Below are 18,196 nucleotides of genomic sequence, written 5' to 3'. Positions count from 1 at the left end.
TCGGGCATGAGTGAAAAAGCAATTTTGAGCTGCCGTAACCTGGGCAAATCCTATGAGGAAGGCCCGGAATCCGTGGTGGTGCTCTCCAACCTGCAGCTTGAACTGCACCCGGGCGAGCGCGTGGCGATTGTCGGCAGTTCGGGTTCCGGTAAAAGTACGTTGCTCAACCTGTTGGGCGGCCTTGATACGCCGTCCCAGGGCAGTGTGTGGCTGGCCGGTGAAGAGCTGTCGGCTCTCGGTGAGAAGGCCCGTGGCCAGCTGCGCAATCGGTCGCTGGGTTTTGTCTACCAGTTTCACCACCTGTTGCCGGAATTCACCGCCCTGGAGAACGTGTGCATGCCGTTGCTGATCGGCAAGACCGCGATCCCCGAGGCCCGCCAACGCGCCACGGCGCTGCTGGAGCGTGTCGGCCTCGGTCACCGTCTGGAGCATAAACCGGCGGAGTTGTCCGGGGGCGAGCGCCAGCGCGTAGCGATTGCCCGCGCCCTGGTGAACAACCCCGGCCTGGTGATGCTCGATGAGCCCACCGGCAACCTCGACTCCCACACCGCCCAAGGCATCAAGGACTTGATGCTGGAGTTGAGCACCCAGATGCGCACCGCGTTCCTGGTGGTGACCCATGACATGAGCATGGCCCGGCAGATGGACCGCGTGCTGCATCTGCAGGAAGGTCATCTGGTCGCCATCTGACCCGTTTTCCAGCCCGGCGCCTGGCGTCGGGCTTTTTCATTTTTTCAGGCGGTGCACGCGAATGTTCAGACCGTTATCGATTTTCATCGGCACGCGCTATACCCGCGCCAAGCGCCGCAATCGCTTTGTGTCGTTCATCTCCATGACATCCATGATCGGGCTCGCCCTGGGCGTGCTGGCGATGATCGTGGTGCTGTCGGTGATGAACGGCTTCCAGCGCGAAATGAGTTCGCGCATCCTCGGCATGGTGCCCCATGCGACCGTCGTCGGCGTAAAACCGATCGACGATTGGCAGCCGGTGGCGGCCGCTGCGATGAAGAACCCGCAGGTCACGGCTGCGGTGCCTTTCACGCAAATGGACGGCATGTTCTCCTACAAGGGCGCCATGCAGCCCATCGAAATCAGCGGCGTCGATCCGGCCCAGGAAGGCAAGGTGTCGATCGTGGCCCAGCATATCGTGCGCGGCAAACTGGAAGACCTGAGGCCGGGCGAGTTCGGCGTGGTGGTCGGTGAGATCACCGCGCGGCGTTTCCGCCTCAATGTGGGCGACAAGCTGACCCTGATCGTGCCGGAACTCAGCAGCGCGCCTGGCGGCATCACCCCGCGCATGCAGCGGTTGAATGTAGTGGGGATCTTCAAGGTCGGCGCCGAGCTGGATGGCTCCATGGCCCTGATCAACATGGCCGACGCCGCCGAGATTCAACATTGGCAGCCGAACCAGGTGCAGAGCGTACGCCTGGCGGTGAAAGACCTGTACGCCGCGCCCAAAGTGTCGGCGGACATTGCCGCCAGCCTGGGCGCGGGCTACAAGGCCGATGACTGGACCCACACTCAGGGCAGTCTGTTCAGCGCGATGAAAATGGAAAAGACCATGATCGGCCTGTTGCTGCTGATGATTGTCGCCGTGGCCGCGTTCAATATCATCGCTACGTTGATCATGGTGGTGAACGACAAGGGCGCGGACATCGCGATTCTGCGCACCATCGGCGCCACGCCGCGCCAGATCATGGCGATCTTTATGGTGCAGGGCACGGTGATCGGGATCGTCGGCACCTTGATCGGCGGCGTGCTCGGCGTGATCGCGGCGTTGAACGTGAGTGAACTGGTGGGGTGGCTGGAGCGCGTGACCGGGCAGCATATCTTCAGTTCGGATGTGTACTTTGTCAGCAACTTGCCGTCCGAGCTGCAAGGCGGGGATGTGCTGTTGATCTGCTCGGCCGGCTTTGTACTGAGCTTTCTGGCGACCATTTACCCAGCGTACCGGGCGGCGAAGATCGAGCCGGCGCATGCGCTGAGATATTCGTAGTCATTGAGACCGCTATCGGGGGCGAGCCCCCTCCCACAGTTGATCGCGTTTATTCAGGAAGCGTACGGTCGAATGTGGGAGGGGGCTTGCCCCCGATAGGGCCGGCCCATCTTGCATCAATTCACTCTGGGCAACTCAATCACAAACCTTGTCACTCCAGCCGCGGATTCACAAAAAATCCGCCCCCCGTGGGCCCGTACGATTGACTGGGTAATCGCCAAGCCCAGTCCGGCATGCTCGCTGCTGCCTTCGCGTCGCGCCGGGTCTGCTCGGTAGAAACGGTCGAATAATTTCGATAACTGCTGCGCCGGGATGCCTTCGCCGGTGTTCTGCACCGCCATCGTCACTGCGCGCCCATCCTCGGTCAGCGTCACTCGCACTTCGCCGCCGGGCGGGGTAAAACGCAGCGCGTTATCCAGCAGATTCGACAACGCCCGGCGCAACATGCCGCGATCACCGCGTGTATCGGCCGTGCCCTCGCGAACCAGATGCACCGTCGCGTCTTCGGCCAGCAGGGCGAAGAATTCGAGCACGGCGTCGACTTCATCCACCAGCGCCAGGGGCTCGCGCTTGGGCATCAGCAAGCCATGGTCGGCCTTGGCCAGGTACAACATGTCGTTGACCAGCTGCGCCATCCATTGCAGCTCTTCAAGGTTGCTGTGCAGCGCCTCGCGGTAATCCTCCAGCGGGCGCGGCTGGGTAAGGATGACCTGGGTGTGGGTCAGCAGGTTCGACAGCGGTGTGCGCAATTCGTGGGCGATATCGGCGGAGAACGCCGAGAGGCGCTGGAACGCGTCGTCCAGGCGGCCGAGCATGGCGTTGAAGGCCTGGGCCAGTTCCGCCAGTTCGGCCGGCATCTGTTGCTGGGGCAGGCGCTGGGTGAGGGAGTTGGCCGACACGCTGGCCGCGACTTCCCCCATGCGCCGCAAAGGCCGTAGACCGCTGCGCGCGGCCCAGGCGCCGAGCAGGGCGGTGGCCAGCGCCGACAGGCCGACGGTGAGCCAGATCAGGTGCTGCATGCGCTGCAGGAAATGCTGGTGATGGGTGATGTCGAGCACCAGGCTCAATTGCGGCGAATCGGGCTGCTCTGCAATTAACGGCGCGTTGTACACCCGGTAATCCGTACCGGCGTGTTGCAGGCTATGCAGCCCGGATGATTGCGGCAAACTAATACTCGTCGCGCTGTCGAACCAATCCTGCCCGGCAGCCGTGATGCGCAGGGCCAGATCGGGTTGGCGGCTGAGTTCGGCCTGCAGTTGGGGTGCGCGTTGAGCCAATGCCTGCTGGGTGTCGACGCCTTGCAGGGCGGCGCGCAGCGCAATCAGCTTGCTATCGAGCAACTGCTGGTCAAGTTCAAGAAAATGCGCCTCGCTGGCCTGATTGAACAGCACCCCGGCCAGCAGTGAAACCACCGCGGTGCAGGCGGCAAACAACAGCGCCAGGCGGCTGGCCAGGGACAGGCGACGGATCAATTGCACCGCTCCTCCAGCACATAGCCCATGCCGCGCACGGTGTGGATCAGTTTAGTGGGAAAGTGGTCATCGACTTTCAGGCGCAGGCGGCGGATCGCGACTTCGATGATGTTGGTGTCGCTGTCGAAGTTCATGTCCCACACCTGGGAGGCGATCAGCGACTTGGGCAGCACTTCGCCCTGGCGTCGCAGCAGCAGTTCGAGCAAAGAAAATTCCTTGGCGGTGAGGTCGATGCGTTGGCCGTCACGCTCGACGCGGCGGCGGATCAGGTCCAGGCGCAGGTCGGCCAGTTGCAGCGCGGTGTCCTGCGGCAAACTGCTGCCACGTCGCAACAGGCTGCGTACGCGGGCCAGCAGTTCGGAAAAGGCGAACGGCTTGACCAGATAGTCGTCGGCACCCAGCTCCAGGCCATGCACGCGGTCTTCCACGGCGTCGCGCGCGGTGAGAAACAGCACCGGCACATCCAGACCGGCTGCACGCACCGCCTGCAGGATTTGCCAGCCGTCGCGGTCCGGCAGCATCACGTCGAGGATCAGCAAGTCGTAATCACCGGTCAATGCCAGGTGCTGCCCGGTGAGCCCATCGGCCACCCACTCGGTGATGAAACCTGCCTCTGCCAGGCCCTGGCGCAGGTATTGGCCAGTCTTGGGTTGGTCTTCGACGATCAGCAGTTTCATGGGCGGCTCTGGGTAACAGGTGACGACGGGCTTTATACCGCGGGTATCAGGCAAAGGGCGCAACCTGACAAAGTTGTAATCCAGCAGTCAGCTGGCTGGCAGCCGCTTCATCTTAGAGTGCCGCTCAACGCAGTGACACATTTTTGGAGAAGAGCGATGACGTTACGTACACCCCTGTTGCTGGCGGGCTGCCTGTTAGCGTTGAGCGTCAATGCACTGGCCGAAGGGGCGCACACCTACGCCTTCGGACAGCCGGCACCGGCCGACAAGGCCACGCGCACGGTGGAAATCACGTTGCAGGACATTGCCTTCTCGCCCACATCGCTGGACGTCAAAGCCGGTGAAACCGTGCGCTTCGTGTTGGTCAACAAAGGCCGGCTGCTGCACGAATTCAACCTGGGCGACGCGGCGATGCATGCACAGCACCAGCAGGAAATGTTGCAGATGCAGGCCAGCGGCATGCTTACCCCCACGGGAATGGGGGAAATGGACCACAGTGCCATGGGCCACGGTGAGGTCATGAAGCACGACGACCCGAACAGTGTGCTGGTGGCGCCGGGCAAGACCGCTGAACTGACGTGGACTTTCAAGCAGGCGACGGGGTTGGAGTTTGCCTGCAACCTGCCGGGCCATTACCAGGCGGGCATGGTGGGCAAGCTCAACGTCAGCCAGTAAGCGGCGGGTGCGCAAACGCGGGGCCAAAGGCTGTTAGACTGGCGCGGTTTATTCAGTCAGGTTTCCGCCATGCATCCCGCAGCCGAACATTCGCCGCTGGGCAAGTCCAGTGAATACATCTCTACCTACACCCCGTCGTTGCTGTTCCCGATTCCCCGTGCCGCCAAGTGGGCCGAGCTGGGATTGAGCGCCGAGACCCTGCCCTATAAGGGCGTGGATTTCTGGAACTGCTTCGAACTGTCGTGGCTGCTGCCGTCGGGCAAGCCGGTGGTGGCCATTGGTGAGTTCAGCATTGCGGCCGATTCGCCGAATATTATCGAATCCAAGTCCTTCAAGCTGTACCTCAACTCGCTGAACCAGACGGCGTTTGCCGATACGGCCAGCCTTGAAGCCACCCTGCGCACCGACCTCAGTTTTGCTGCCGGCAAGCCAGTGAGCGTGCGCATTCGTAGCCTGGCCGATATCGAAGCCGAAGGCGTGATGGCGTTGCCGGGCGTGTGCATTGACGACCTGGATATCAACGTCAGCAGTTACGAACACCCGCGCCCGGAACTGCTGCGTTGCGATGACTCGCGTGTGGTAGAGGAGAGCGTGCACAGCCACCTGCTCAAGTCCAACTGCCCGGTGACCAGCCAGCCGGACTGGGGCAGTGTGGTGGTGGAATATCGTGGTGCGGCGCTGGATCATGCCAGCCTGTTGGAATATATCGTCAGCTTTCGCCAGCACTCGGACTTCCATGAACAGTGCGTGGAGCGGATCTTCCTGGACCTGCAGCGCTTGCTCAAGCCCGAGAAGTTGACCGTGTACGCGCGGTATGTGCGCCGGGGTGGATTGGACATCAACCCCTACCGCAGTACCGAAAACACTCAGTTCCTGAACGTGCGGCTGGCGCGCCAGTAGCCTTTACCCAACAATACTGTGGGAGCTGGCTCCCACATTTGGTTTGGTGTTCGGCTTGGGCTCGGGTTAGATGCCGATATTGCCCAGGGTAGTGACTATATTGCGAAACGCTCCAGCCAACCCGGGATGACTGGACTCAAACTCGATCGCCGCTTTGTTGAAATCGTCGGCAATGCTGGGTGACTGGGCACCCGGTTCCATTTGAAGTTGAAAATTCAAATCGGCAACCAGTTTTTCCAGGGCTCGGCGCTTTTCAACGGGCAAATCCGGATGCTCTTCCAGTTGTTTGCTCACAATATCGGCCTGCTGTTTTAACTTTTCGCGATCAGGCATGACGTTCTTTCCTTTTATCGATAGGCACTGGCATAGACCGCGGCACGCCGTGAAAGGTCTACGGGCTGACCTGTAGATTAATTCACTGGGGCCAACTGTGCATGATCTCGATCAGGGCTTCTCGCCCTTGAGCCGGCGCAGGCTGATGTCGGCCAGGCAAGTGCCGAGTTCGCCCAGGTGATCGATCACCGAGTGTACCCCCAGGCCGTACAGCGCCACTGTTGCCTTGGCGCGCTTGTGCTCGCGTTCCTTTTCGCTCAGCGCTTGCCAGGGTTCGGGCGCCAGGCCGCACAGCGAACCACAGGAGGCCAAACCGATGGTCCACAATCCGGCGTTGAGCCCGGATTGCAGGAGGCGCGGCTCGCCGCTGACCAACACGCAGCCTTCCAGACGCTCGATGTTCAACTCCATCAAGGCTTGCCAACAGGCGTGGGGCGCGGGCCAGCGGATCGGGGAGGGCGATATGGCCTTGACCCAACGCGGCAGCACGGCGGCCAGCGCAGTGGTCACGGTGGGTGGGAGTTCATCCAGCCAGGCGCAGGGCACGCCTTGTTCTTTGAGGTGGCGCAGGATGTTCAGGGCGCCTGGAGTGGCCTGAGAGTCGGGCGCCGAGAAATCGGTACGCGCCTGGGAACCAAAGTCCACCAGGCAACCACTCAGGCCGAACAGCACCGCAGTCAAGGTGGGGGCGGTGGCGATGGCGATCTCGGCGTGTGGCATGTCGACGTCCCTGAAATAGCTCCGACGCTATCGGCGCGGGATGACAAGGCGATGACAGCTGTATGCAATTGTAGGAATTTTGTGCATTTTCCGTATGTCGTTTCCTAGGAGCTGCCTAAAAGGACACTTCCGTCATATACTCACCGCCTTATTCAGGGCATAGCGCCCATGACAGACCATTCAAGGAGCAAAAGCTATGCGCTGGAGTCACTACTTCGCTCAGCTGTCGGTGTGTGCCACTGTGATGTTGGCGCCGTTCGCCGTACAGGCTGCAACCGAAGACGATCCATGGGAAAGCGTTAACCGCCCGATCTTCGCGTTCAACGACACCATTGATACCTACGCCCTCAAGCCTCTGGCCCAGGGTTATGAGTGGATCACCCCGCAATTTGTCGAAGACGGCATCCACAACTTCTTCCGCAACATCGGCGACGTCGGCAACCTGGCCAACAACGTGCTGCAGCTCAAGCCACACAACGCGGGTGTCGATACCGCGCGCCTGCTGGTCAACACCACGTTCGGCGTGCTGGGCTTCGTCGATGTCGGCACCAAAATGGGGCTGCAACGCAGTGATGAAGACTTCGGCCAGACCCTGGGCTACTGGGGCGTGGGCAGCGGTCCGTACGTGATGATCCCGCTGCTGGGCCCTAGCACGCTGCGGGATGCGCCTTCCAAGTACGTGGACAGTTACACCCAGCCGTACCGCTATATGAACGATATCGACTGGCGCAACAGCACGATGGGCCTCAACATCATCGACACCCGCGCCAGCCTGCTGGATAGCGAGAAGCTGATCACCGGCGACAAATACACCTTTATCCGCAATGCTTACCTGCAGAACCGTGAGTTCAAGGTCAAGGATGGCAAGGTCGTCGACGACTTTTAAGCTGTGATGTTTTGAAACGAAAAAGGCGACCCGTGCAGGTCGCCTTTTTTGTGCGCGTCTTTCAGCGCATTTTCAGGATCTTAAGGCCCAGCCGCTGAGTCTCGTGCTGCTCGCCGTCAGCTTTGATCCAAACCACCTCGGTCTCGGCTTCCAGGCCCTTGAGGGCCGCGTGCTCGGAATCAATGCGCACGCTCAGCAGGTCGCCCACGCTGAACTGGCGGGGTGCCTGCACTTGCATGCCGGAACTGGACAGGTCCAGGCACACGCCTTCAATCTCCTGCCCGGCGTGGATCAGGGACACATTGGCATCCACCCGCATGCGGATGAAATCGCGTTTTTCGGCGTAATCGCGCTCGTGTTCGCTCACAGCATCCGTCCTTACTTTGTGTTGGGGTAGTGACCGTTCTTATAACTCCCGGTGATTTGCGGTGTAAAGACGCCCGGCGACCATCGGCATGAGCTTGAAACACCTGACGGATGGGAGTACCGTCTGCGCCTTAGAAGGGCACCTCTGCATTACAGTTGTGCGTGGGCAAAAAGCCCATGCTTTGTAGGACAGAGAGGCTAGAAAGCGAATCCAGTAGTATGAGCCCGGCCATTGCCGCGCCGCCTACGCCAACCTAATTCTGGCGCCGTTTGCCCACATGCAAAAAACCAGTGCCACGCTGCTGATAATCGATGACGACGAAGTAGTGCGCGCGAGTCTCGCGGCCTATTTGGAAGACAGTGGCTTCAGCGTCCTGCAGGCCGGCAACGGCCAACAGGGTCTCCAGGTGTTCGAGCGCGACCAGCCCGACCTCGTGATCTGCGACCTGCGCATGCCCCAGATGGGCGGCCTGGAGCTGATTCGCCAGGTCACTGAGCGTGCGCCGCAGACGCCGGTGATCGTTGTGTCCGGCGCCGGTGTGATGAACGACGCCGTCGAGGCGCTGCGCCTGGGCGCCGCCGATTATCTGATCAAGCCCCTGGAAGACCTGGCGGTGCTGGAGCACTCGGTGCGTCGTGCCCTGGATCGGGCACGCCTGCTGCTGGAAAACCAGCGCTACCGTGAGAAACTCGAAGCCGCCAATCGCGAGCTCGAAGCCAGCCTGAACCTGCTGCAGGAAGACCAGAACGCCGGTCGCCAGGTGCAGATGAACATGCTGCCGGTGAGCCCCTGGACCATCGATGAGTTCCAGTTCGCGCACCAGATCATCCCGTCGTTGTACCTGTCGGGGGATTTTGTCGACTATTTTCGCGTTGATGAGCGGCGCGTTGCGTTTTATTTGGCCGACGTATCCGGCCACGGTGCGTCTTCGGCCTTTGTGACCGTGTTGTTGAAATTCATGACCACACGGCTGTTGTTCGAATCCAAGCGCAATGGCACCTTGCCGGAGTTTACCCCGTCGCAAGTGCTGGGCCACATCAACCGAGGCCTGATCAGTTGCAAGCTGGGCAAGCACGTGACGATGGTCGGCGGCGTGATTGACGAAGAAACCGGTCTTTTGACCTACAGTATTGGCGGTCACCTGCCGATGCCTGTTTTATACACTCCTGACAGTGTGCGTTACCTGGAAGGCCGTGGCCTGCCCGTAGGCTTGTTTAATGAAGCGACCTACGAGGACCACATTCTGGAACTGCCGCCGACGTTCAGCCTGACGCTGATGTCCGATGGCATTCTGGACCTTCTTCCAGAACCTACACTCAAAGAGAAAGAAGCCGCCTTGCCCCAAAAGGTCAAGTCGGCGGGCGGCAGCCTGGATGGCTTGCGGCAGGTTTTTGGATTGGCCACGCTGGGGGAGATGCCGGATGATATCGCCCTACTGGTGTTGAGCAGGAATCTTTGATGAGTACCGGAAGAATCCAATTCGCCGAGCAAGACGGGACCTTTGTCCTGAAGTTTGTCGGTGAAGTGCGCCTGACCTTGTGTTCGGCGCTGGATGCGACGATTGAGCGCATCTTTACTGCGCTGAACTTCTCGGCGATCGTGATCGATCTGACCGAAACCCGCAGCATCGATAGCACCACGCTGGGCCTCTTGGCCAAGCTGTCCATTCTGTCTCGGCAGAAGGTTGGCCTGTTGCCGACCGTGGTCACTACCCACGACGACATCACCCGGCTGCTGCAGTCCATGGGCTTCGATCAGGTGTTCAATATCGTTGGTCGCCCGATTCCATGCCCGGAGTGCCTTACCGATTTGCCCTCCCAGGACCAGTCCGAGGAAGTCGTGCGGGTCAAGGTGCTGGAAGCGCACAAAATTCTGATGGGCCTCAACGAGTCCAACCGCGAAGCCTTCCACGACCTGGTCAACGCCCTCGAGCGTCACTGAGCCTCTGGCTAACATTCGCCCCATTGTGGGAGGGGGCTTGCCCCCGATAACGCAGTGTCGGTCAATGTATCTTCCACTGTTGAAATGACATTGGCTTGAGACATCGACACAAAAAAGGGCGGTACCCTCACAGGTACCGCCCTTTTTGTCGCCTCCGCCGTTTACAGCTTAGCGGACAGCAGCGCCTCCAGCTTCTCCTGGTCCCGCGCAAACTGGCGAATACCCTCGGCCAGTTTCTCGGTTGCCATCGCATCCTCGTTGGACTCCCAACGGAACTGCGCTTCAGTCATGTGCACGCGCGCCTCGCCGGCATGCCCTGGCGACAACTTGCGCTCCAGCGTGCCCTCATCCGCCGCCAACTTCTCCAGCAGGTCCGGGCTGATGGTCAGGCGGTCGCAGCCGGCCAACTCTTCGATCTGGCTGAGGTTGCGGAAGCTCGCACCCATGACCACGGTTTTGTAACCGTTGGCTTTGTAGTAGTTGTAGATGCGCGTCACCGACTGCACGCCCGGATCATCCGCGCCGGTGTAGTCGTTGCCATTGGCTTTCTTGTACCAGTCGTAGATGCGGCCCACGAACGGCGAGATCAGGAACACGCCTGCTTCGGCACACGCCACGGCCTGGGCAAAGGAGAACAGCAGCGTCAGGTTGGTCTGGATGCCTTCTTTTTCCAGCTTCTCCGCCGCGCGGATGCCTTCCCAGGTGGAGGCGATCTTGATCAGCACGCGGTCACGGCCGACGCCGGCTTTGTCGTACAGCTCGATCAGACGGTGCGCACGCTTGAGGATCGCGCCTTCGTCGAACGACAAGCGGGCATCCACTTCGGTGGAAATGCGGCCCGGTACCACTTTGAGAATTTCTTGACCGACCGCCACCGCAAAACGGTCGCTGGCCAGGCCCACGTCACCGTTGCAGTCCTTCACGCACTCATCCAACAGATTGGCATAGCCCGCAATCGAAGCGGCCTTGAGCAGCAGCGAAGGGTTGGTGGTAGCGTCTTGCGGCTTGAGCTTGGCGAGGGTGGAAAAGTCGCCGGTGTCGGCTACGACGGTGGTGAATTGCTTGAGTTGTTCCAGCTTGGAAGTCATGAGCGTGCTCTGTCCTATGGGTCTGTTGACATTACCCGAGCGCCGACAGGCGCTCAAGGGCGCAAATGCGTTCGATCGTTTGCGGGGGCAACAACCTGAAAACAGCCGTTTGAATCACCGGCTGTGGTGCTTAATAGGAGGGCGAAACTGACCGCAGGTTCAACCCAACTGCCATGTGGGCAACGCTTGCCCCGATAGCGGCAGTTCGATCGTTCCCACGCAGAGCATGGGAACAATCAGCGACCCTCCAGCAATTCCGCAGCCTGATCCAGCAATGCCAGCGGAACACTCGCCTTATGAATATCCACCGACAACAACTGCCGAAACTTCCTCGCCCCCGGAAACCCCGTGCCCAAGCCCAGCACATGCCGCGTTATATGATGCATCGACCCACCCGTGGCCAAATGCTCGGCAATATAAGGTCGCAACTGCGCCAGCGCCTGCGCCCGACTGATCACCGGCGCTTCACTGCCAAATAGCTGCTGATCCACTTCCGCCAGCAGATAGGGGTTGTGATATGCCTCACGTCCGAGCATCACACCATCAAACGTCTGCAAATGCTCGTGGCACTGTTCCAACGTCTTGATCCCGCCATTGAGCACAATCTCCAGCTCAGGGAAATCCTGCTTCAACTGCGCCGCCACGTCATAGCGCAACGGCGGAATGTCGCGGTTCTCCTTAGGCGACAACCCCTCCAGAATCGCAATCCGCGCATGCACGGTGAAACTGGTACAGCCGGCGTCCTTCACCGTGCCGACGAAATCACACAACTGGCCATAACTGTCCCGACCGTTGATCCCGATACGATGCTTCACCGTCACCGGAATCGACACCGCATCGCGCATCGCCTTCACGCAATCGGCCACCAGGGCGGGGTGCGCCATCAGGATCGCGCCGATCATATTGTTCTGCACACGGTCGCTGGGGCAGCCGACGTTCAGGTTTACTTCGTCGTAACCCGCGGCCTCGGCCATGCGCGCGCAGGCAGCCAGGTCGGCGGGGACGCTGCCGCCCAGCTGCAGCGCCAGCGGGTGCTCGGCTTCGTCGTGACGCAGGAAGCGCTCATGATCGCCGTGCAGGATCGCGCCGGTGGTGACCATCTCGGTGTAGAGCAGGGCGTGCTTGGAGAGCAGGCGCAGGAAGAACCGGCAGTGGCGGTCGGTCCAGTCCATCATGGGTGCGACGGAGAAGCGGCGGGAGAGGGGGGCGGCTTGTAGGGGCATTGGGGGTCTGAGTCAACGTGGCGAATGGGGCGCAGTTTATCAGGGATGGATGGTGGGTGTCGGAGAGGGTGTTCCGTGCTGTTCAACACTTATGGAATCGATACCCCCATTGGCACTGCCCACTCCCGAGTCCGTTTAACCTGTCCTTTGCGGCCCATAGAAGGAAACTGGGCGAGTTTGTCGATGCTTTTGAAAACACAATCGGAGACGTCGCCGGCCGCCGTGGGATTTTCGAGGGCAATATCGCTAGCTTCGTCTTCAAGGTTCTTGAGTGCCTTTCAAGCCATTCAACCTGTGTTCTGGCTCCAACGCCTAGCGCTTTCGGAACTGCGTGATGCAGTACGCAGTCCTCACAACCTTTACGCTCACATTTCACTCACACAGCCTCAGATGCTTACAAGTGGATGACGCCGCAGGATCGGAGCGACAGACATCCACTACAGAATTGGGCCTCAGCGGGGTTAATCGCGGCGGCTCGCATCTGAAATTATGCACAAATGCATTTTTTGTTGTCTTTCGACCTGTATGTACATACAGTGTGTGTGCGACATGATGAAGAGTGCACAAGACGGGGATTTTTGTTCTTTGAGTTCTCAAAAACAGAAAATTTGAGAGCCGAAGCCGTTCGTCAGATCGTAGTAAGGTGATGGGATAACTCGCCGTTCATTTTACTGAGATATGAGACTTTTGAACTGAATAGCGAAAAGGAAATTCACTATGGCTAATGACGATACGATTTATTTACCACCAATTGTAATCAACGATATTAATAAATATGAACCTCAGACATTCGGAGGAGGTGGTGGTGACAGTGATTTCTCACATAGTCACACCGGACAGCTCATTAACGCTGCAACGCGTACTTATGTACTTAACACATATCCCCCTATGATTTCCAAGAATGTTAATGATCAGGAGGCGAGCTTTGCGACGAATCTACAATCTATGCCAGAAACTATTTCAAAAAGTATTGCTGCAATAGAACAAAATGAAGGTGGCCCGGCGAGCGAAGTCGATAAAATCGAACAGCATATTCGTTCGGTAGATACGCTGATCGCTCAAAAAGCACAGGTTTCCGCTGCTCAAAAAGTGATTGCTGATAAGTACTACTACGGAGACTTCTTTCGTTTCCCGACTATGCAATTTATTAAAGATGCAATCAGCGGGAGCAAGACAAATTACCCTCCGGATAAGAACTATAAAGAATGGTACGCCTCACTTGAGGCTGCGTATGCTGCGAAATACAGCAACCGCGAGATCGATTATTTGAATGCCTTGAAGCAGAACCTTCAAGCGCAGGCTAATCAAGCACGCGCAGACGCCGAGGCAAAACGTATTGCCGATGAGGCGGCTGCAGCAGAGGCTGCAAGGGTAGCAGCTGAAGCGGCCGCAGCAGAGGCTGCTAGGGTAGCCGCTGAAGCCGCAGCACTTAAAGCTGCTCACACGTTCAGGCTGCCCGGAGCTGGCGCTACGCAACTGACTGCGGCAGCAGGCTCTATTGCCGTCACGGCAGGTTCAGGCGTTACGTTGGAGGCGGCGATTAAAGCGGCTAAGGTAGCGCTGGGTACAGTTGTGAGTGCGGCAACGGCGGTCGGTATTGGAGCTTTGACGTATTCAGAGTCCCTTGGCAACGGGGAGCTGCCCGCGACAATGCTGGACCTGCCCGCTAAGGAACTGGCGCCTAGCCTGCCTGATAATCTTCTCGAGGTAGCGGCGGCTGGTGGGACGGTTGATGTGCCATATCGGCTTTATGGTGATCAATCGAAGTATTCCGTAGTCGCCACACAGGTTACTGGGGGACTAGCCCCCACTATTCCGGTAAGGGCATTGGTGCTTGATCCTGTGGCCAACGCCTATACGTTTACTACAACCGATACACCGCCGATCACTCTGGCATTCCCGATTGCATTACCAGGAAATAGCTCAACGGCAACTCCGGCACAGCCGGTGGAAACTCCGGTATACACCGGCATCACTCTGACTCCAATTGAGGTCAAAGCCGTGCCGTTTCCGATCGCCAGCCAATTGGGCATCCGAGACGCTATTTATGTTTACCCCGCAGATTCGGGGTTGCCGCCGATTTACGCGGTATTTAGTAGTCCGTACGAAGGCGCCACTACTAAAGGTATACACAGCGGGCGGGTGTACAATCCTGATAAAGCCGGAGGTCCAACACAAGATCTTGATTGGGCAACGGCAACGGTGACTCAGGAAGGTATTGATCTGGTTAAACTGCATACGTCACGATTCGTACCTTCTGATGCTAATAAGATCATGATTGATCGGCTAGAAAAGATCCTAAGTGGTCACATATCTATTACGGATGTTGATAAACGATTTTACACCCATGAAATGCGAGAGTTGGAACGTTACAGGGCGATCGGGGTCGCTGATGGAGTAGAAGGAAATATTTGGAATAATGCCCATACTGCAACCTTGGAAGACTATAAACTGAGAGATGCTGACGATTTGTTCTATACGCCGGAAGCCATCGCTGCAGAAATTAAACAAGTTTATGGAGAGTAAAATGAGTAACATTAATGATGTGGTAGTCGCTGAAGAGCCGAGGGATGTAGTTCTTTTTATTGTAAGAAACAAACCAATTTCGTATCCAATGCTAGACCGACTCTACAGCAGGAATGGGTGGGCGAATATTTCAAATAACCTAGAGCTTTTGAAGCTTATTGAAAATATGGAGCTCGAAGGGGTGGTTGAACATGTTGATGGAGGAATAAGGAAAGGTCCAAACTGGAATGCGCCGGCCTTCATGGTTGAAAATAAGTATACGTTGAGTGATATTTAGGTTTGCAAAAAACCCGGCTCAAGCTGGGTTTTTTATACTTGTACTTTAAAAGGTTATCCCTCTCCGTATTCTGGATGCTATTGATGTTTGTGCTGTTTGGTATACCCAAATGGGCCATGGGCATTAGACGTTATTTTCGTATTACAAGGATCTGAATGCCCTTTCGAGATGCGTCACGACGAACGTCTAGAACCTAATGAGACAAAACAGGACTGTCGGAGTGATGCAAACAGCGTGAGCCCGCCTCAATGGAATGCAAGCCAGCTCCATCGAATGCAAGTCTGCTTGCCTTTAATCTGAGCCGGGACATTTGACTGGTGCAGCTAATATGAGCCAGAAATTCTGCTGAACGCTAGCCCGCGTGTTTTCAAACGTGAGCCGCTACATTTAGGTTCACGCGTGCGCACTCTCATCCACATAGCGTCAGATATTGACGTTTGCAGGGGGTGTTGGAATTGGAGCGACATCAAAGAGCGTGTACGGGGACAGGCCTTTTAAGAAATATCCCACGCTTTTCTCGGCTTGCCCCTCAGACCCTCCCTAGCTAACCTCCCCCAGCCGCTGCCAATCCAGCGGTCGGATGTGGAAGTCCGTACCAAGCTAAGACGCAATCGTCACAAACACCTACCGGCGTTTTTTTACGCCTGTATCATGTGTTTCGGCGGCTGTGCGCGGGGCACTTCGGTGCACCGGGTCCTTAGCCCTGGTCTTCCACACCTGCGTACAGCTGCCACCTCTCATGTGGAAGTGAGACTGGTAGTTCCTGAATAGTTAAGGAGCTTCGCCATGTACAAAGTCACACCTAACCCGCCTCATGCATCAAGCGCTTCATCCCAAAACGCCAAGCTTCAAGCAGCGGCCCAGCGGGCCATTCATCACTACCTGCCGCCAGATGAAGACGCCTCGCCCCTCCACCAACCCACCACCAACCTCTTCACCGTTACCCCCAACATCGACACCGAAACCCTCCTGGCCAACGCCGCCGAAAATCTGGCGTCCGCCAGCCAAATGGCCGCAACCCTGGCCTTCGACGTCGAAGAACCCCACCGCGCCATCGTGTTGGGCATCCAGCAACTGATCGAGCTAAGCGAGCTTTTAGTCGACCGCGCCCAGGACCAGGTCGCACCTGCCAGCGGTAAGCCAACCGCCTGACCGTCCCGTCCGCCGCCTTACCCCAAGGCGGCAACCTGAACCCATCCTGTCACTCGCCAAAGTTTCATCATCACCTTTGCCCGCGGGGTCTACGATCCGCTTAAGCGAGGACCGCCGTGCCTCCAACCCACCGGGAACCGAAAAATGACCTCGAAGCTCGTCAAAGTCGTGTTGATCGCTGGCGCGTTGCTGCTAAGCGCGTGTTCATCCTCACCCACCGTCAACAGCGACCCGTGCTTCTCAGGCGGATGCCAAGCCTTCGGCGACCACAGCCCGAGCAAAGCCGCCAGGATCAATTTTGGCGGCAGTGGGCTGGGTAGCAGTTATGGGGAGTATGGTTCGGGGTTGTTGCATGATGATTGATGGCGTGGTGGGTCAGTCAGTGGTGTATTGACTGGCCCATCGCTATCGGGGGCAAGCCCCCTCCCTCAGTTTGATCTCCAGTGGAGCGGGTGGCTTCAGTGGCCGCCTGGCATGCGCCGGGCGATCAGGTAGATGCCCAGGCCGACCAGTGCGGTAGCGGCGCCGATGTAGCCGGTGCTGGTCCAGCCGTACCCGGCGCTAATTGCCATGCCGCCGAACCACGGCCCCAGCGCGTTCGCCAGGTTGAACGCGGCGTGGTTGGATGCCGCCGCGAGGCTTGGGGCTTCGTGGGCGATGTCCATCAGGCGGATCTGCAGCGGCGCGGCCATGGCGATCATGGTGCCGACCAGGCCGATGCCCAGCAGTACGCTCCACAGCGAGCTGGCGGCGAAGGTGAAGAAAATCAGTACGGCCATCGACCACACCATGATCCAGCCCACCGCGCGAAACTGCAGGCGGTCAAACAGCTTGCCGCCGGCAATATTCCCGATGATCCCGCCCACGCCGAATGCGGCCAGGCCGAAGGGGATCCACTGTGGCGACACTTTGGTCACTTCCAGCATGGTCGGCGCCAGGTAGCTGAACACGCAGAACATCCCGGCAAACCCGATCGCGCCGATAGCCAGAGCCATCCAAACCTGGGGTTTAGTGAAGGCGCGCAGTTCCTTGCGCGGGTCGCTGCGTTGTTCGTCGTGGCGGTGGGGTACGAATTGCCAGACCAGGGCAATGGTGCACAGGGCGATGGCGCTGACCAGTACGAACGCCGAGCGCCAGCCCAGGTGTTGGCCGAGGAAGGTGGCGATGGGGTTGCCCAGCAGCATGGCCAGCGTAAGGCCCAGCATCACCCGCGCCACGGCGCCGGCGCGTTTATCGCTGGGCACCATGCTGGAGGCCACCACGGCGGCGATGCCGAAGTAGGCGCCGTGGGGCAGGCCGCTGATAAAGCGAAAGGCCACCAGCGAGCCGAAGGTCGGGGTAAAGGCGGTGGCCAGGTTGCCCAGGGCGTACAGGCCCATCAGCAGCAGCAACATGTGTTTGCGCAGCAGCTTGGCGCCAAGGATGGCCAGCAGCGGCGCGCCGACCATCACGCCCAACGCGTAGGCGCTGATGGCGTGGCCGACCTGGGGTTCGCTCAGGCCCAGGTTCTGGGCGATGTCCGGCATCAGGCCCATGATGGCGAATTCGCCGGTGCCGATCGCGAAGGCGCCCACGGCCATGGCCGCTTCCATTTTGGCGGCGCTGCGCGCGGGCAGTACGTGCCCGGGTGTTGGGTGGATTGACATGGATCGCTCTTAGTAAAGGGGGTACGTGGAGGCGCCGCCGATGCTACGCAAGCAACGGCGAAGGTGTCTAGAACAGTCGTTTTGGTCAGAGTTCCATCACAGTGGCCAGCCTGTGACCCCACGTCGCGCCCGCCAGGCTTGACACTGAGGCCGATCAGACGCGCGAAAACCCTCGTTTTGGAGCTGTCAATTGGCCAAACAGCGCATAAAGGCCTTTTGCCGTGATATTCTGCGCGCCGTCCTGGTCTGGCCTGCTCCCCAAACGTACACCTGTATACGTTGCGGTGGGCGGCTGTCGCCAGGCAGCTGAAGCCAAT

The 18,196-nt window shown here is 58.8% G+C and carries 20 protein-coding genes; 11 read left to right on the top strand and 9 right to left on the bottom strand.

Going from position 1 to position 18,196, the window contains the following annotated elements:
- Positions 1-6 precede the first annotated feature (6 nt).
- Together lolD and OSC50_RS16710 are read left to right on the top strand one after the other, a co-directional pair.
- The gene (gene lolD / locus OSC50_RS16715; RefSeq protein ID WP_162830773.1) at positions 7-690 is read left to right on the top strand and encodes a lipoprotein-releasing ABC transporter ATP-binding protein LolD; all 684 of its coding nucleotides are present in this window, start codon (positions 7-9) and stop codon (positions 688-690) included.
- 61 nt (positions 691-751) lie between these two features.
- Complete coding sequence (locus OSC50_RS16710) at positions 752-1,996, top strand: lipoprotein-releasing ABC transporter permease subunit (protein WP_083377897.1); 1,245 nt, start codon at positions 752-754, stop codon at positions 1,994-1,996.
- Between the two features lie 116 nt (positions 1,997-2,112).
- Here OSC50_RS16710 and OSC50_RS16705 read toward each other — a convergent pair whose 3' ends face one another.
- Positions 2,113-3,468, bottom strand: coding sequence for a heavy metal sensor histidine kinase (locus OSC50_RS16705; RefSeq protein WP_266249696.1), 1,356 nt, complete (start codon positions 3,466-3,468; stop codon positions 2,113-2,115).
- Positions 3,465-4,145: a heavy metal response regulator transcription factor gene (locus tag OSC50_RS16700; protein ID WP_181078083.1), complete on the bottom strand. Its 681-nt coding sequence runs from the start codon at positions 4,143-4,145 to the stop codon at positions 3,465-3,467. Before OSC50_RS16700 ends, OSC50_RS16705 begins: the two co-directional genes overlap by 4 nt.
- Before the next feature lie 156 nt (positions 4,146-4,301).
- Here OSC50_RS16700 and copI point away from each other — a divergent pair, with 156 nt between their 5' ends.
- Both copI and queF read left to right on the top strand, forming a co-directional pair.
- Positions 4,302-4,820, top strand: a complete 519-nt coding sequence (copI, locus tag OSC50_RS16695; RefSeq protein WP_181078085.1) for a copper-resistant cuproprotein CopI — start codon at positions 4,302-4,304, stop codon at positions 4,818-4,820.
- 69 nt (positions 4,821-4,889) lie between these two features.
- On the top strand, positions 4,890-5,720 hold the full coding sequence (gene queF, locus OSC50_RS16690; RefSeq protein ID WP_181078087.1) for an NADPH-dependent 7-cyano-7-deazaguanine reductase QueF: 831 nt from the start codon (positions 4,890-4,892) through the stop codon (positions 5,718-5,720).
- Positions 5,721-5,786: 66 nt separating this feature from the next.
- Here queF and OSC50_RS16685 read toward each other — a convergent pair whose 3' ends face one another.
- On the bottom strand, positions 5,787-6,053 hold the full coding sequence (locus tag OSC50_RS16685) for a DUF4404 family protein (protein WP_253511311.1): 267 nt from the start codon (positions 6,051-6,053) through the stop codon (positions 5,787-5,789).
- Between the two features lie 111 nt (positions 6,054-6,164).
- Entirely contained in the window at positions 6,165-6,773 is a 609-nt protein-coding gene (gene pcrP / locus OSC50_RS16680) for an HAD superfamily inactivated hydrolase PcrP (protein WP_266248507.1), read from the bottom strand.
- 196 nt (positions 6,774-6,969) lie between these two features.
- Between pcrP and OSC50_RS16675 the strand changes: the two genes are divergently transcribed.
- Positions 6,970-7,659, top strand: coding sequence for an MlaA family lipoprotein (locus OSC50_RS16675; RefSeq protein WP_181078092.1), 690 nt, complete (start codon positions 6,970-6,972; stop codon positions 7,657-7,659).
- Positions 7,660-7,720: 61 nt separating this feature from the next.
- On the opposite strand, the gene OSC50_RS16670 is transcribed toward OSC50_RS16675, so the two are convergent.
- Positions 7,721-8,026, bottom strand: coding sequence for a PilZ domain-containing protein (locus OSC50_RS16670; RefSeq protein WP_181078093.1), 306 nt, complete (start codon positions 8,024-8,026; stop codon positions 7,721-7,723).
- Between the two features lie 277 nt (positions 8,027-8,303).
- Between OSC50_RS16670 and rssB the strand changes: the two genes are divergently transcribed.
- Both rssB and rssC read left to right on the top strand, forming a co-directional pair.
- Positions 8,304-9,485: a two-component system response regulator RssB gene (gene rssB, locus OSC50_RS16665; RefSeq protein ID WP_253511314.1), complete on the top strand. Its 1,182-nt coding sequence runs from the start codon at positions 8,304-8,306 to the stop codon at positions 9,483-9,485.
- Entirely contained in the window at positions 9,485-9,967 is a 483-nt protein-coding gene (rssC, locus tag OSC50_RS16660; protein ID WP_181078097.1) for an anti-sigma factor antagonist RssC, read from the top strand. The genes rssB and rssC overlap by 1 nt, the downstream gene beginning before the upstream one ends.
- Positions 9,968-10,128: 161 nt before the next feature.
- On the opposite strand, the gene tal is transcribed toward rssC, so the two are convergent.
- The 3 genes from tal to OSC50_RS16645 form a co-directional block, all read right to left on the bottom strand.
- Positions 10,129-11,055 carry a transaldolase gene (gene tal, locus OSC50_RS16655; RefSeq protein ID WP_181078098.1) on the bottom strand — a complete coding sequence of 309 codons (927 nt, stop codon included), beginning with the start codon at positions 11,053-11,055 and terminating at the stop codon, positions 10,129-10,131.
- Positions 11,056-11,291: 236 nt separating this feature from the next.
- Positions 11,292-12,278 carry a tRNA dihydrouridine(20/20a) synthase DusA gene (dusA, locus tag OSC50_RS16650; RefSeq protein WP_266248511.1) on the bottom strand — a complete coding sequence of 329 codons (987 nt, stop codon included), beginning with the start codon at positions 12,276-12,278 and terminating at the stop codon, positions 11,292-11,294.
- 89 nt (positions 12,279-12,367) lie between these two features.
- A complete protein-coding gene (locus tag OSC50_RS16645) occupies positions 12,368-12,520 on the bottom strand; it encodes a type II toxin-antitoxin system RelE/ParE family toxin (protein WP_266249697.1) in 153 nt (50 codons plus the stop codon).
- A 475-nt stretch (positions 12,521-12,995) separates the two neighbouring features.
- Here OSC50_RS16645 and OSC50_RS16640 point away from each other — a divergent pair, with 475 nt between their 5' ends.
- The 4 genes from OSC50_RS16640 to OSC50_RS16625 all read left to right on the top strand — a co-directional run bounded on the left by OSC50_RS16640 (position 12,996) and on the right by OSC50_RS16625 (position 16,596).
- Complete coding sequence (locus OSC50_RS16640) at positions 12,996-14,804, top strand: S-type pyocin domain-containing protein (protein WP_414704473.1); 1,809 nt, start codon at positions 12,996-12,998, stop codon at positions 14,802-14,804.
- A 1-nt stretch (position 14,805) separates the two neighbouring features.
- The gene (locus OSC50_RS16635; RefSeq protein WP_181078173.1) at positions 14,806-15,081 is read left to right on the top strand and encodes a hypothetical protein; all 276 of its coding nucleotides are present in this window, start codon (positions 14,806-14,808) and stop codon (positions 15,079-15,081) included.
- Between the two features lie 786 nt (positions 15,082-15,867).
- Positions 15,868-16,233 (top strand): DUF6124 family protein, encoded by a 366-nt coding sequence (locus tag OSC50_RS16630; RefSeq protein WP_266248513.1) that lies wholly within the window; start codon positions 15,868-15,870, stop codon positions 16,231-16,233.
- 144 nt (positions 16,234-16,377) lie between these two features.
- Complete coding sequence (locus OSC50_RS16625) at positions 16,378-16,596, top strand: hypothetical protein (protein WP_266248515.1); 219 nt, start codon at positions 16,378-16,380, stop codon at positions 16,594-16,596.
- Positions 16,597-16,691: 95 nt separating this feature from the next.
- Here OSC50_RS16625 and OSC50_RS16620 read toward each other — a convergent pair whose 3' ends face one another.
- Entirely contained in the window at positions 16,692-17,879 is a 1,188-nt protein-coding gene (locus OSC50_RS16620) for an MFS transporter (RefSeq protein WP_181078176.1), read from the bottom strand.
- Between the last annotated feature and the right edge of the window lie 317 nt (positions 17,880-18,196).

The organism is Pseudomonas quebecensis (assembly GCF_026410085.1).
In the GTDB taxonomy this organism is placed as follows: domain Bacteria; phylum Pseudomonadota; class Gammaproteobacteria; order Pseudomonadales; family Pseudomonadaceae; genus Aquipseudomonas; species Aquipseudomonas quebecensis.
This window is presented reverse-complemented; position numbering and strand designations above follow the sequence as displayed.

Coding starts and splice junctions, on each gene's coding strand:
- lolD (WP_162830773.1), top strand. CDS start 7: ATGAGTGAAAAAGCAATTTTGAGCTGCCGTAACCTGGGCAAATCCTAT.
- OSC50_RS16710 (WP_083377897.1), top strand. CDS start 752: ATGTTCAGACCGTTATCGATTTTCATCGGCACGCGCTATACCCGCGCC.
- OSC50_RS16700 (WP_181078083.1), bottom strand. CDS start 4,145: ATGAAACTGCTGATCGTCGAAGACCAACCCAAGACTGGCCAATACCTG.
- copI (WP_181078085.1), top strand. CDS start 4,302: ATGACGTTACGTACACCCCTGTTGCTGGCGGGCTGCCTGTTAGCGTTG.
- queF (WP_181078087.1), top strand. CDS start 4,890: ATGCATCCCGCAGCCGAACATTCGCCGCTGGGCAAGTCCAGTGAATAC.
- OSC50_RS16685 (WP_253511311.1), bottom strand. CDS start 6,053: ATGCCTGATCGCGAAAAGTTAAAACAGCAGGCCGATATTGTGAGCAAA.
- pcrP (WP_266248507.1), bottom strand. CDS start 6,773: ATGCCACACGCCGAGATCGCCATCGCCACCGCCCCCACCTTGACTGCG.
- OSC50_RS16675 (WP_181078092.1), top strand. CDS start 6,970: ATGCGCTGGAGTCACTACTTCGCTCAGCTGTCGGTGTGTGCCACTGTG.
- rssB (WP_253511314.1), top strand. CDS start 8,304: ATGCAAAAAACCAGTGCCACGCTGCTGATAATCGATGACGACGAAGTA.
- rssC (WP_181078097.1), top strand. CDS start 9,485: ATGAGTACCGGAAGAATCCAATTCGCCGAGCAAGACGGGACCTTTGTC.
- tal (WP_181078098.1), bottom strand. CDS start 11,055: ATGACTTCCAAGCTGGAACAACTCAAGCAATTCACCACCGTCGTAGCC.
- dusA (WP_266248511.1), bottom strand. CDS start 12,278: ATGCCCCTACAAGCCGCCCCCCTCTCCCGCCGCTTCTCCGTCGCACCC.
- OSC50_RS16640 (WP_414704473.1), top strand. CDS start 12,996: ATGGCTAATGACGATACGATTTATTTACCACCAATTGTAATCAACGAT.
- OSC50_RS16635 (WP_181078173.1), top strand. CDS start 14,806: ATGAGTAACATTAATGATGTGGTAGTCGCTGAAGAGCCGAGGGATGTA.
- OSC50_RS16630 (WP_266248513.1), top strand. CDS start 15,868: ATGTACAAAGTCACACCTAACCCGCCTCATGCATCAAGCGCTTCATCC.
- OSC50_RS16625 (WP_266248515.1), top strand. CDS start 16,378: ATGACCTCGAAGCTCGTCAAAGTCGTGTTGATCGCTGGCGCGTTGCTG.
- OSC50_RS16620 (WP_181078176.1), bottom strand. CDS start 17,879: ATGTCAATCCACCCAACACCCGGGCACGTACTGCCCGCGCGCAGCGCC.